The following is a 13523-nucleotide window of genomic DNA, read 5'->3' on the forward strand; positions in this document are numbered from 1 at the left end:
CTCAGATCGCCGGCCTGAGCGCCTTGGCTTCCGCATGCACCGCGTCCAGCGCGGCCTGAGCCTTGGCGATCTGCGCCGGATCGCCCTTGGTCTTGCTCTGAAGAAGCTGCTCGGTGGCCTCCATCTCCCGCACCGGCAACAGGTGGGTGGCATCGGCGCGCTTGAAGGGGCCCGTCTGGATGCGCCGCAGATTGTCCCTCTGGCGCTGCGCCTCAGGGCCGTTCCCGACGCCATAGGTGAGGAAGAACTGGCCGACCTTGGCCTTCACGGCCGGGTCCAGGTCCTTGCGCCAGACCATCGGATCCTCGGGGATGGTGGGCGAGGTCCAGATCACCTTGAGATTGTCCAGGGTCGCGGCGGCCGCGCCGCCCTGCTGGCGAAGCCGCAACAGGGACTGGGTGTTGTTGGTGGCCGCGTCCAGCACCCCATTGCTCACGGCGAAGAGGTTGGCCTCGTGGTTGGCCGAGCGGACGGTCTTGAAGCACGTCTCCGGACTGATCGAACGCGGTGCGAACAGATAGGTCATGGGGGCCAGCGTGCCGGAGGTGGATTTCACGTCCCCCATGCCGAAGTTCAGGGTCCGGTCGCATTTGAGCAGGCCCTCCAGGGTGATGGGGCTGTCCTTGGCCACGATGATCACCGACTGATAGCCGTCCTGGCCGCCGTCCGGCTTGGTGGTGCGAGCGAAGATCTCGCCATTAGAGCGGCGCACCGCCTCGAGTCCCGACTGGTTGCTGAACCAGCCCAGGTCGGTCTGTTTGAAGCGCATGGCCTCGATCAGCGACGAATAGTTGCTCCCGAAGAAGGGCTTGATGGCGAGCCCTGTCGCCTTCTCCATATCGGCGAGAACCGGGGTCCACTCAGCCGCCGCGGTGGAGGCCTTCTCGGTGGAGAGAATCGAGAAGGTCAGGATGGTCCGGGCCGGCGGCGCATCGGCCGGCTTGGCGCAGGCGGCCAACAAGAGGGTCAGCGACAAGAGCGCTGCGCCCGTTCTGAAAGAGATCATCGGCACACCCTGTATGAAGCCCCATCCCCTGTTTCGCCTGTTCTTGTGACGCCTGTCCGACAACGGCCAGCGAAAACTACACTTGAGGTGGGGCAGTTAGGGCGGTAACGCCCGCCCATGTCACTGCAAGGTCTTTCCCACCAAGCCCGCGAGGCCAAGAGCTGGCCCTTCGAACAGGCGCGCCTGCTGCTGGCGCGCATCCTGCGCCTGCGGCTCTCCGACGCCGAGCGCGATCTGGCCGCCAGCCTGATCAACGAAGGCAAGGCCGCGCAGGCCGTGGCCACCTTCCCGGCGCTCAACAAGCCGGTGGTCTTCCAGTGCGGGTTCGGGGCCTCGGGCCTGCCGCACATGGGCACCTTCGGCGAGGCCGCGCGTCCGACCATGGTGCGCAACGCCTTCCGCGCGCTCACCGAGGACCAGGTCCCCACCAAGCTGATCGTCTTCTCCGACGACATGGACGGCCTGCGGAAGATTCCCGACAACGTCCCCAACCGCGAGATGCTGGAGGAGGACCGCGACAAGCCGGTCTCCAGCGTGCGCGACCCCTTCGGCGAGTACGAGAGCTTCGCCCACCACAACAATGCCCGCCTGCGCGCCTTCCTCGACGGCTTCGGCTTCGACTACGAGTTCAAGTCGTCCACGGAGACCTACCGGTCAGGCCAGTTCGACGAGGTGCTGCTGCGGATGCTGGAGCGCTTCGACGCCGTCCAGGCGGTGATGCTGCCGACGCTCGGCGAGGAGCGCCGCGCCACCTATTCGCCCTTCCTGCCCATCAGCCCGATCAGCGGCAAGGTGCTGCAGGTCCCCACCCTGGAGCGCGACGTCGCCAAGGGGACCATCGTCTTCGACGACCCTGACGGCGGCCGCACCGAGGTTCCGGTCACCGGCGGCCAGGTGAAGATCCAGTGGCGCCCCGACTGGGCCGTGCGCTGGACCGCCCTTGAGGTCGACTTCGAGGCCTCGGGCAAGGACCTGATCGATAGCGTCCGCGTCTCCGACAAGCTCACCAAGGTGCTGGGGGGCGTGCCGCCCGTGGCCTTCCACTACGAGCTGTTCATGGACGAGAACAACCAGAAGATTTCCAAGTCCAAGGGCAACGGCCTGACCATGGAGGAGTGGCTGCGCTACGGCGCGCCCGAGAGCCTAGCCTATTACATGTACCAGTCGCCCAAGTCGGCGAAGCGCCTGTTCTTCGACGTCATCCCCAAGGCGACCGACGAGTACCTGCAACAGCTGGACGCCTTCAACCGGGCGCGCGGCGACGCCAACGCCGTGGCGCTGGACAACCCGGCCTGGCACGTCCATCGCGGCGCGCCGCCGGAGCAGGGGTCGCCGGTCAGCTTCTCCCTGCTGCTGAACCTGGTCTCGGCCGCCGACGCGTCCACCAAGGACATCCTCTGGGGCTTCATCCAGACCTACATCCCCGGCGCGACGCCGGAGAGCCAGCCGCTGCTGGACCGGCTCAGCGACTATGCGATCAACTACTACGAGGACTTCGTGAAGCCCTCGAAGACCTTCCGCCTGGCCAATGCGCAGGAAGCCGCCGCGATGGCCGACCTGGCGGCCCGGTTCCGGGCCCTGCCGGCCGGCGCCGACGCCGAGGCCATCCAGAACGAGGTGTTCGAGGCCGGCAAGGCCGGGGGCTTCGAGCCCCTGCGGACCTGGTTCACCGCCCTCTACGAGGTGCTGCTGGGCCAGAGCCAGGGTCCGAGGTTCGGCTCCTTCGCGGCGATCTTTGGCCTGGACCGCACCGTGGCGCTGATCGAGCAGGCGCTGGCGGGCGAGCTGGTGGCGGCGGCGAAGGCCTAATCCCCTCCGTCTCGGCTTCGCCGATCCACCTCCCCCGAACCGGCCTGCGCCTGGGGGAGGAATTAGGAGCGCGAAATTCCTCCCCCAGCGCGAAGCGCGAACCCGGGGGAGGTGGCGCGCGCGTCAGCGCGTGACGGAGGGGGCTGGAGCCCCTCAGTATTCCCCGTCATCCCCGATCGGCATGCCCGGCGGCACGGTGGGCTTCACCTTCGGCGCCGCCAGCACGCGGGCCATCTCATCCTTGTCCCCGATCAACCCCGCCAGCCGCAGCCGATGGGCGCGGTCGGACCCCACGCCGGGCGCGGCCTTCAGCTTCGCCGCCAGGTCAGCCAGCCGCTGGTCGATCTCGGCGGCCACCGCCGGGGCGGTCTCAGGCTTGCGTGAGACCGAGGCCATCTCCAGCACGGCCCGGGTCTGCACCCGCCGGGCGATCTCGGCGTTCCGTCCGGTCGCCGGCGTGAAGGCCGTGACGATCAGCCGGTCCAGCACCTCGCCGGCGCCCGGCAGGCTCGGATCGCGGCGGCGCTGTTCCACCAGGCGCTTCAGGCGATCCGGCGTGGTGAGGGTCCCGATCGCAAGCCCTGCCGCCACATCGGCGGCGGTGAGCGGATCGAAGACCGGGCCACCATCGAACACCTCGATCTCGAACTGGCGGTCATCGTCGCCGGACTGGCCGGCGGAGAGCAGCGGGATCAAGGCCTCCGGCGTGTCCAGTTCAGCAGGTCTGAGGGTGGCCAGCACCGCCTCCAGGGCCGCCCGCTGCCGGGCGCCCGCCACGATGGGCGCGCCGTCGTGGACGTCGCCCTTCACGCCATAGGGATATTCCACGCCACCCACCTGCTTGGCGGCGGCCTCCAGCTGGTAGCGGTGCAGCAGATAGATGGGCACGTACTTGCGGCGCAGGTTGGCCATTGGCTCGCCGGTCTTCAGCGCCCCGGTCCCGAAGCGGTCCAGGGCGGCGCGGCGCACGGTCATCATGCGGGCGAGCTCGGCGGTGGCGTCGGCCCCGTCGTCCCACAGGCCGCCCCAGGGCTGGGCCGCGCCGGGCGCACGGGAATCGCCATCGGTGACATAGCGGGCCCCGCGATCGGCCTCCGCCTTGGCCTTGGCCGCCAGCGCCGCCTCGCCGGCCTTGCCCGCCGGGACCTGGCCGTAGAGCCAGTCGACAATGAACCTGTCCCAGGCGCCGAGGCCCACCCCATAGGCGTCCGACAGGTCGGGCTTGCCCGCCACCAGGGTCACGCGCGGGGCCGGATAGTCCATCACCGAGGCGCGGCCCTGCGTGCTGCCCGCGAAGTTGTGCGCAAAGCCCAGGGAGTGGCCGACCTCGTGGGCGGCCAGCTGACGCAGGCGGGCGAGCGACACCTGGATCGGGTCATTGGGCCCGCCCGTCCCGTTCCGGTCGGCCCCCACCAGACCCTCGAAGATCAGCATGTCCTGGCGCACCCGCAGCGCCCCCAGCAGCACGCTGCCCTTGAGGATCTCACCGGTGCGCGGGTCCTTCACCGACTGGCCCACCGACCAGCCGCGGGTGGCGCGATCCACCCAGTTGATGACGTTGTAGCGGACGTCCAGGGGGTCGATCCCCTCGGGCAGGATCTCCACGCGGTAGGCGTCCACGTAGCCCGCCGCCTCGAAGGCCTCCCCCCACCAGGCCGCGCCTTCCTGAAGCGCGGTGCGGATCGGCTCGGGCGCGGCGCGGTCCACATAGAAGACGATAGGTTTCTTCACGGGCGACCTGGCCGCCGTGGGATCGGTCTTCTCCAGCCGGAACCGGTAGACCATCTGGCCGACGATCTCCTCGCCGAGCGGGGCGGCATAGTCGAGGACCACCCCGCCGAACACCCCGGCGCGGGGATCGAACTTCCGGGTTTCGTAGCCCGGCTCCGGCAGCTTCACGAGGGCGTGCCGCACCTGCAGGGTGATCAGCCTGGCGTCGGGGGCGATGTTGCGGCTCTCGGGGCCGGGCGTGTCGGACTGGTAGGTCTGGCGGGCCTCGAACTCCAGGTTCTCCGGGAACACCTTCACCGCCGAGGGGTCGGCCATCGAGAGGTCCGGAACCAGCTTGTAGCCCTTCTCGTCGGCGGTCTTCAGGGCGTCGGCGGCGCCCATGACGTCGCGGGTGAGGAAGCTGGCGATATCCACCAGGATGCGACCGTCTCCGTCCGTCCCCGCCACCTCGCCCGCCCACACCGTGGAGGTGGCGAAGGCCTCGCGGGCGGCGGTCTGCTCGGGGGCCGGGGCGCCGGCGGCGCGGAAGCGCGGGTTCTCGTATTCGGCGATGACCTTCTTGCCGATGCGGCGGAACACCAGCACCTGGGTCTCGCCGATCGCGGCGCGGTCCAGGCCCACCGGCGCCGAGCCCAGGCCGGTGCGCAGGGCGGTGAGATAAAGGAAACGGCCGCTGACCCCGTCTGAGTCCGGCGCGGGCAGGGAGAGCAGGATGCGGCCCTTGGCCTTGTCCACATAGACCGGCAGCAGGCCATCCTGGCGCTGGGCTCCGGCGGTGGCGGCGGACTGCGGTGCAGGCCTTTCCTTGGCCAGGGCCGGCGCGCCCGCCAGCAGGACCAGGGCGACCGCCCCCGAGCAAAGCCACGCAACCATCGAACCGCCCCCAGGTGAGGGGCTCAGCCTAAGGCTCCGCGCGACGATCACAAGCCTGAGAGCTGCCGCTAAGTGACCAACGATCATGTTGACGTTAACGGAACTCAGGCTTACGTGTTGGGAAAGCAAAAACGTCGAGGGAGGACATCCAGATGCCCATGGAACTGCGCCGTCCGGCGCGCACCTTCACCATCCGTCAGTTGTGCCTGGAATTTAAATGCACGCCGCGCGCCCTGCGCTTCTACGAGGACAAGGGCCTGCTGGCGCCGGCCCGGGACGGCATGAACCGGGTCTATTCCTACAAGGACCGCGGCCGGCTGCAGCTGATCCTCAACGGCAAGCGGGTCGGCCTGGCCCTGGCCGAGATCGGCGAGATCCTTGACCTCTACGACCTGAACGACGGCGGCACGGCCCAGAACGTCAAGTCGCTCACCAAGTTCCGCGAGCGCATCGTCGCCCTGGAGGCCCAGCGCCAGGACATCGACAAGGCCATCGACGAACTGCGCGCCGGCTGTGACGCCCTGGAGGCCCAGCTGTCGCGCACCCGCCCCGACCTGCTGCCCCGCGCGGCCGACTACGACCAGGTCCTGCGCGAACGGCTCGGCGACCTCGAACACGCCAAGTGACGAACCGCGCTTTGGCGCCGGCTCGAACCAGCTGATATTCAGAAAGGGCTTCCGACCCGTCGGGAGTCCTTTACCCATTCCGGAGCCGACATGACCTACCAGCCCCCCGTGCGCGACCACGTCTTCCTGCTGCGCGACGTGCTGCAGATCGAGAAGTACGCCGACCTGCCGGCCTTCGCCGACGCCGCGATGGACGTGGTGGAGCAGATCATCGAGGAGGGTGGCCGCTTCGCCTCCGAGGTGCTCGCCCCCCTGAACGCGGTGGGCGACAAGGAAGGCTGCACCTGGCATTCCGACAACACGGTCACCACGCCCACGGGCTTCAAGGCGGCCTACGCCCAGCTGGTCGAGGGCGGTTGGCCGGCGATCGGGGCCGAGCCCGCCTATGGCGGCCAGGGCCTGCCCCACGTGGTGAACCTGTCCTTCTCGGAGATGAGTTCCTCGGCCAACATGGCCTTCTCCATGTATCCGGGCCTGACCCACGGCTGCTATTCGGCGATCCTCAACGGCGGCTCCGACGAACAGAAGAGCCTCTACCTGCCCAACCTGGTCTCCGGGAAATGGGGCGGGACCATGAACCTCACCGAGCCCCAGTGCGGCACCGACCTGGGCCTGCTACGCACCAAGGCGGTCCCCCAGGGCGACGGCAGCTACAGGATCTCGGGCCAGAAAATCTGGATCTCGGGCGGCGAGCACGACATGGCCGAGAACATCGTCCACCTGGTGCTGGCCCGCATCGAGGGCGCGCCGGCCGGGGTGCGGGGCATCAGCCTGTTCATCGTGCCCAAGTTCATTCCCGACGCTCAAGGCCAGCCGGGCGCGCGCAACAGCGTCTTCTGCGCTGGCCTGGAAGAGAAGATGGGCATCCACGGCAACGCCACCTGCGTCATCTCGCATGAGGAGAGCACCGGCTGGCTGGTGGGGACAGAGAACCAGGGCCTACGGCTGATGTTCGTGATGATGAACGAGGCCCGGATCGGGGTCGGCCTGCAGGGCATCGCCCAGGCCGAGGCCGCCTACCAGGCCGCCGCCAGCTTCGCCAAGGACCGCCTGCAGGGCCGCTCGCTGACCGGACCCAAGAACCCCGACGGCCCCGCCGACCCGATCATCGTCCACCCCGATGTGCGCCGCATGCTGATGGACAGCCGCGCCATCATCGAGGCCGGCCGCGCCTTCCTGTTCTGGACCGCCCTGCACGGCGACCTGGCCCATGCCAGCCCCGACGAGGCGGTGCGCCAGAAGGCCAATGATTACATGGCCCTGATGACCCCGGTGGTGAAGGGCTTCCTCACCGACAAGGGCCTGAAGGTCTGTTCCGACGCCCTGCAGATCCACGGCGGCTCGGGCTTCACCGAGCACTTCCCGGCCAGCCAGTACATGCGCGATGTCCGCATCGCCCTGATCTACGAAGGCACGAACGGCGTCCAGGCCCTCGACCTGGTGGGCCGCAAGCTGGCGGCGGACGGCGGCCGGGCGGTGATGAGCTTCTTCGCCGAGATCGACATGTTCGTCGATGCGAACCAGGGCGACCCGGCCCTGGCGCCCTTCACCGAGGGCCTGGCCGACGCCAAGGCCAAGCTGCAGGAGGGCACCATGTGGCTGATGCAGAACGGGCTGATGAACCCCGACAACGCCGGGGCGGCGTCCACCGACTATATGCATCTCTTCGGCCTCACGGCCCTGGCCTATATGTGGGCCCTGATCGCCAAGACCGCCCAGGCCAAGATCGCCGCCGGCGACGCCGATCCCTTCTACGCCACCAAGCTGACCGTGGGCCGCTACTACATGCAGCGGGTCCTGCCCGACGCCGGCGCCCACCTGGCCAAGCTGACCACGGGGGCCGAGCTGATGATGGCCCTGCCGGCGGAGGCCTTCTGACGATGGCGAAATACGTCGCCGAGGTCCTCTGGACCCTCAAGGACGGCGAGGACTTCCTGAAGGGTCGCTACAGCCGTGGCCACGCCATCACCTTCGACGGCGGCGTCGAACTCGCCGCCTCGGCCTCGCCGCACGTGGTGGGCAAGTGGGCGGTGGAGGCGGCGGTCGATCCGGAAGAGATGCTGGTGGCGGCGCTCTCCAACTGCCACATGCTGACCTTCCTGCACCGGGCCCGGCTCGCGGGGTTCCTGGCCGTGCGCTACCAGGACGCCGCCGAGGGGATCATGGAGGAGATCGCGCCCGGCCGCCTGGCCCTGACCAAGGTCTGGCTGCGGCCGGCCATCACCTGGCAGGGCGACACGCCCACGGCGCAGCAGCTCGACCAGCTGCACCATGAAGCCCACGACGAGTGCTACATCGCCAACTCGGTGAAGACGCAGGTGATCGTGGAGGCGCGCGCCTAGACCCTTTCCGGATCAGGTTGAAACAACCTGATCGGATGAAAAGGGTCTATCTTCTTGAATCTAGAGCATGTCCGGGCGGCGAAGCGGTTCCCACTTGCGCCTGACCTGCTCTAGAGCGTTTCCCGCATTCCGCGTTCGACGACCCGCGCTTTACGAATGGTTTATGCGCGGTGGCGTAGCGTCAACCCAGAGGGGGCGTCCAGACCCCCAGCCGGGGACGCCGCACATCGTGAAGACCGCATCCGATCTCGGCCTTGCCAAGACCATGCTCGCGCGCCGTAACGGCCTGCGCACCCGCATGATGTTCGCCGCCATCTACGCCGTGGCCTTCGCCCCCGTGGCCGGCTGGGCGCCGTCCGCCCTGTGGATCGCCGGCTACAGTCTGCTGCAGGCGGCGGAATACTATCTCTTTGCTTCGGAGCGCGCCCGGGCCCGGCCGGTGCGGGGGAGCCTGGCCCTGGCCATGCTGGCGCTCAACTCGATGGTCTATGGCTCGCTGGCGGTGCTGGCCATCCTCAGCCAGGGCGCCTGGGGCCTGACCTGCGGCGGCCTGTTCCTGGCCGGCGCCGTGCTCAACACCGTGGTCACCAACCAGAGGTCCCAGGCCGCCTATGTCGCCTCCATGGCCCCCTTCGGCGTCTATCTGCTGATCACCGCGGGCCTGGCCTGGACGATCAGCGGAACCTCCACCTATGGCGTGGCCGTGGGCATCGTCGGCGTGCTGCTGGTCTTCTCCTCCACCATCCTCTGGCGGGCGGCGGCCGACGGCATCGAAGGCCAGCGCCGGGCGCGGGAGGAAGCCGAGCGGGGCCGCCACGCCGCCGAAGCCGCCGCCGACGCCAAGTCGGCGTTCATCGCCATGGTCAGCCACGAGCTGCGCACCCCCATCAGCGCCATCCTGGCCGGCGCCGAGGCCATCGAGCGCCGGGGCGGCCAGGACGCCAGCGACGGCGCCCTGATCGCCGAGAGCGGCCGGATGATGCGCACCCTGCTCAACGACCTGCTGGACCTCTCCAAGATGGAGGCCGGCCGGATGCGCGTGGAGACCATCGCCTTCGATCTCGCGGGACTCGTCAACGACACCACCGCCTTCTGGCGGGCCGAGGCCGAGAAGAAGGGCCTGACCCTGGAGCGCCTCGGCCTGAAGGCCATGCCGGGCGCCGTGGCCGGCGACCCGACCCGGCTGCGCCAGATCCTCAACAACCTGATCTCCAACGCCATCAAGTTCACGCCGTCAGGCGCCGTGACCCTGACCGTCACGCAGCAGGGCGACGTCTACGGCTTCGCCGTGTCAGACACCGGGCGGGGCATGACGCCCGAGGAACTGTCACGCCTGTTCGCGTCCTTCGAACAGGGCCAGGTCTCCACCGCCCGCACCCATGGCGGCACGGGCCTGGGCCTCTCCATCAGCCGCGAACTGGCCCGCCTGATGGGGGGCGACCTCACCGCCGCAAGCCTGGCCGGCCAGGGCGCGGTGTTCACCCTGGCCATCGAGCTTCCGGACGCCGCCGCCGCCGCGGCGCCGGACCTGGCCGACGTGGCCGAGGTCCGGGTGCTGGTGGTGGACGACCACGAGATCAACCGCCGCGCCGTGGCCCTGATGCTGGAGCCTTTCGGCATGGACCTGATCGCCGCGGCCTCGGCGGCCGAGGGGCTGGAGATCGCCGCGGCGCAGCCCTTCGACGTCATCCTGATGGACGTCTACATGCCCGAGATGGACGGCCGCGAGGCCTGCCGCCGCCTGCGGGCGACGGCGGGGTTGAACCAGGGAACGCCGGTCATCGCCTGCACCGCCTCGGGCAGCGACCAGGACTGGGCCGACTGTGTCGCCGCCGGCATGACCGACCACGTGGCCAAGCCGATCGACCCCGGCGCCCTGAGCGCCGCCATCGCGCGGGTGCTGGCGTCTGGGGAAGAGTCCGTCGTAGCGGCGAGGGCCTAACCCCCTCCGTCTGTTCGCTGAGCTCAGATCCACCTCCCCTGCAACGGCCTGCGGCCTGGGGGAGGACTTGGCGCGTCTAATTCCTCCCCCAGCGCGAAGCGCGATGCGGGGGAGATGGCGCGCGCGTCAGCGCGTGACGGAGGGGGCTAGGGTCTGGCCGCCAGCAGCCCCGCCAACCGCGCCGTCAACGCCGCGCCGTCCTTCAGGTCACACTCCCAGATCGTCTCCACGCGCCAACCCAGCGCCGCCAACGCGTCCTGGGAGACCAGGTCCCGCGCCCGGTTGCGGCCGACCTTGGCCACCCAGTAGTCGCGGTTGGCCTTGGGGACGCGGGCGCCTCGCGCGCAGTCGTGGCCGTGCCAGAAGCAGCCGTGGACGAAGATCGCCAGCCTGCGGCCCGGCAGCACGATGTCGGGCGAGCCCGGCAGGTCCTTGCGGTGCAGGCGGTAGCGGGCGCCCAGTCGCGTCAGGGCCTTGCGGACCTTCATCTCCGGCGTGGTGTCCTTGCCCTTCACCTGGGCCATGACCGCCGAGCGTTTGGCGGGGCCATAGACGTCGGTCACGGCCCGGACGCCGCCGGTTAGAGCCCGTCGAACAGGGCGGTGGACAGGTAGCGCTCGGCGAAGCTCGGGATGATGGCCACCACCGTCTTGCCGGCGAACTCGTCGCGGGACGCCACGTCGAAGGCCGCCGTCAGGGCCGCACCCGAGGAAATCCCGACCGGGATGCCCTCTTCGCGGGCCACGCGCCTCGCCATGGCGAAGCTGTCGTCGTTGGAGACCTGGATGATCTCATCGATCACCCCGCGGTCGAGGATCGAGGGGACAAAGCCCGCCCCGATGCCCTGGATCTTGTGCGGACCGGGCTTGCCGCCCGACAGGATCGGCGAGGCCTCGGGCTCGACGGCGATCATCTTCAGGGACGGCTTGCGGGCCTTCAGCACCTGGCCGATCCCGGTGATGGTGCCGCCGGTGCCGACCCCGGAGATCACCGCGTCCACGCTGCCGGCCGTGTCGTTCCAGATCTCCTCGGCGGTGGAGACCCGGTGGATCAGCGGGTTGGCGGCGTTGTCGAACTGCTGGGGCATGACGGCGCCCGGCGTGGCGTCCACCAGCTCCTTGGCTCGGGCCACGGCGCCGGCCATGCCGCGCTCGGCCGGGGTCAGCTCGAGCTTGGCGCCCAGGATCAGCAGCATCTTGCGCCGCTCGATGGACATGCTCTCGGGCATCACCAGGGTCAGCTTGTAGCCCTTCGACGCGGCGACGAAGGCGAGCGCGATGCCGGTATTGCCGCTGGTGGGCTCGATGATGGCGCCGCCGGGCTTGAGGATGCCGCGGGCCTCCAGGCTCTCGATCATCGCCACCCCGATGCGGTCCTTCACCGAGCCGATCGGATTGAAGAACTCCAGCTTGGCCAGCACGCGCCCCTTGGGCTTCAGCGCCTTGGTGAGGTTGGGCAGGGCCACCAGGGGGGTGTCGCCGATGGTGTCGATGATGGAGTCGTAGATCTTGCCCCGCCCGGCGCGCTTGTAGCGGGCGGCGTCATAGGCGGAGGTGTCGGCGGCGTCGGCCATGGGTCTGGTCTCTGGAGGTGTCTCTTTGAGGCCAGACCCTACCCCCGTGGCGGGGATTTGGAAGGGAGGTTCTTGGCGGCGAGGCCCGAGGTTTTCTAAAGACGCGGGGGCGAGTCTCGGCAGTCGCCTATTCTTCTAGGGCGTCGGCATCGGCCACGTGCAGCAATGCTACAGCGTGAGTTAACCAAGCAAATCGTTCTGGATAGGTCGCCGCCAAGTACGTAACCACGTGTGTACTAAAAGCTGCCACGAGCAAGCGCGCCATTCCCTTACCCACTACCTTGGCGAGGTCTGCGCGGAAATGGCCCCATGTTTCGCCAACGAGGCGCCGCGCCTCTCTTACCGTCCAAGAAATGAGGCCTTTGAGAAGGTTTTCAATGCTGGCGAAGAGGTTGAATACTGCCAGTTTTTGCCGGTCGTCGGTTATCTCAACCTCGTCAGTGACACGAGCGAGCGCCTTAGGAACTCTTCCGTCCACAACATCCTGGTGCGCGTGCAGCACCTCAGACATCTCGTTGCCGGATTGGAGCGCTCGGTCGCGATCCCCGGCCTCGTATGGAGACATAGAAGCCTCCTCCAAGAACGCACGCCACCTATGAGATTGATTTATAAACAGATAGTGCTGAATGAGCGTCGCTCGAATAGAGCCGACTATATCTGGCAGAAGCTCCGGGTTATCGTCCGTTCCTGCGGAAGCTATCACAGCCTCAAAGATCGTCTGTATCTTCAGGGCCCGAACACCAACAATAATGATATCAAGGTCAGGATCCCGCAATTCTTCTGCGTATGAACCAATTGCAGCCTGAAGCTCGGATAGGTTCCCGCACCTTGCATGTATCCGCTCAAGGCCTTGCAGAATTTCTTGGCGAAGGACGTTCGCATTAACAGACGACGAAAAGGCCGCATCTCCGGGCCGCTCTGAGAGCTGAACCGTACCTCCGACGACAGCGACTTCTACCGTTGCTGGCAGAATGCGGAGGTTCTCGAGATCTTCTTCGTCGTCGTCTTCCGGCTCGTACTCGAGCCAATGACTGGGTTGAACTAAGTGCGGGGGGACACGGGTTCGCCCATCGCCATTCGCATCGTCCAGCTGCTCCTGAATGAGTCCGCGAGTGCTAGTTAGGTCAACCCCTCGAATGTCAGCACCGACCAGAGATGCAGACGTCAGGCTTGCTCTGCGTAAATCTGCGCCCCTGAGGTTGGCGTGATCGAGACGCGCTCCACGCATGTAGGCGCGGGAGAGCCGAGCGTTCCGAAGGCTCGCGTGACTGAAGTCACAACCGATGAGGTTAGCTTCGTGGAAATCGGCGAAACCACAGTCTACTCCTGAAAGGTCCGCCTCGCTAAGCGAAGCCCTGTAGAGCGAAACATTTGTGAGGTTGAACCCGGAAAGCGTAGCGCGCGGCGCATGCACCCCAGCCAAATTCACACGCGTACTTAAGTGGTCACCAAATATATCAACGCTCTGCCGCCAATTATTCCAGGCATCTGAGTCACCTGATCGCAACAATTCAAATGCGACTGACCGGGGCTTTGTTTTCGCGAAGGAGCCTGTGTTTCTAGCCATGATGCAGGCACGACCCTACGGCGAGTCGATTGATCGGTGAAGGGTGACCGGCGC

The 13523-nt window shown here is 67.8% G+C and carries 10 protein-coding genes; 5 read left to right on the top strand and 5 right to left on the bottom strand.

Annotation, left to right across the window (positions count from 1 at the left end):
• Window position 1 precedes the first annotated feature (1 nt).
• Complete coding sequence (gene phnD, locus Q7J39_RS03995; protein ID WP_304820658.1) at window positions 2-1006, bottom strand: phosphate/phosphite/phosphonate ABC transporter substrate-binding protein; 1005 nt, start codon at window positions 1004-1006, stop codon at window positions 2-4.
• 117 nt (window positions 1007-1123) lie between these two features.
• On the opposite strand from phnD, the gene Q7J39_RS04000 reads away from it, so the two are divergent.
• Window positions 1124-2815: a lysine--tRNA ligase gene (locus Q7J39_RS04000; RefSeq protein WP_304820660.1), complete on the top strand. Its 1692-nt coding sequence runs from the start codon at window positions 1124-1126 to the stop codon at window positions 2813-2815.
• Between the two features lie 153 nt (window positions 2816-2968).
• On the opposite strand, the gene Q7J39_RS04005 is transcribed toward Q7J39_RS04000, so the two are convergent.
• Window positions 2969-5419 carry a zinc-dependent metalloprotease gene (locus Q7J39_RS04005; protein ID WP_304820662.1) on the bottom strand — a complete coding sequence of 817 codons (2451 nt, stop codon included), beginning with the start codon at window positions 5417-5419 and terminating at the stop codon, window positions 2969-2971.
• Window positions 5420-5571: 152 nt separating this feature from the next.
• On the opposite strand from Q7J39_RS04005, the gene Q7J39_RS04010 reads away from it, so the two are divergent.
• From Q7J39_RS04010 to Q7J39_RS04025, 4 genes are all read left to right on the top strand, one after another.
• Entirely contained in the window at window positions 5572-6045 is a 474-nt protein-coding gene (locus tag Q7J39_RS04010) for a MerR family DNA-binding transcriptional regulator (protein WP_304820665.1), read from the top strand.
• A gap of 90 nt (window positions 6046-6135) precedes the next feature.
• Window positions 6136-7923 carry an acyl-CoA dehydrogenase C-terminal domain-containing protein gene (locus Q7J39_RS04015; protein WP_304820667.1) on the top strand — a complete coding sequence of 596 codons (1788 nt, stop codon included), beginning with the start codon at window positions 6136-6138 and terminating at the stop codon, window positions 7921-7923.
• Window positions 7924-7925: 2 nt separating this feature from the next.
• Complete coding sequence (locus Q7J39_RS04020; RefSeq protein WP_304820668.1) at window positions 7926-8387, top strand: OsmC family protein; 462 nt, start codon at window positions 7926-7928, stop codon at window positions 8385-8387.
• 229 nt (window positions 8388-8616) lie between these two features.
• Window positions 8617-10329, top strand: coding sequence for an ATP-binding protein (locus Q7J39_RS04025; protein WP_304820670.1), 1713 nt, complete (start codon window positions 8617-8619; stop codon window positions 10327-10329).
• 146 nt (window positions 10330-10475) lie between these two features.
• Here the strand turns inward: Q7J39_RS04025 and Q7J39_RS04030 are convergent, their stop codons facing one another.
• The 3 genes from Q7J39_RS04030 to Q7J39_RS04040 form a co-directional block, all read right to left on the bottom strand.
• On the bottom strand, window positions 10476-10892 hold the full coding sequence (locus Q7J39_RS04030) for a very short patch repair endonuclease (RefSeq protein WP_304820672.1): 417 nt from the start codon (window positions 10890-10892) through the stop codon (window positions 10476-10478).
• A 17-nt stretch (window positions 10893-10909) separates the two neighbouring features.
• The gene (cysK, locus tag Q7J39_RS04035) at window positions 10910-11902 is read right to left on the bottom strand and encodes a cysteine synthase A (RefSeq protein ID WP_304820675.1); all 993 of its coding nucleotides are present in this window, start codon (window positions 11900-11902) and stop codon (window positions 10910-10912) included.
• A gap of 127 nt (window positions 11903-12029) precedes the next feature.
• Entirely contained in the window at window positions 12030-13469 is a 1440-nt protein-coding gene (locus Q7J39_RS04040) for a pentapeptide repeat-containing protein (RefSeq protein ID WP_304820677.1), read from the bottom strand.
• Window positions 13470-13523: the final 54 nt, after the last annotated feature.

This window comes from Phenylobacterium sp. (assembly GCF_030651185.1).
GTDB lineage: Bacteria > Pseudomonadota > Alphaproteobacteria > Caulobacterales > Caulobacteraceae > Phenylobacterium.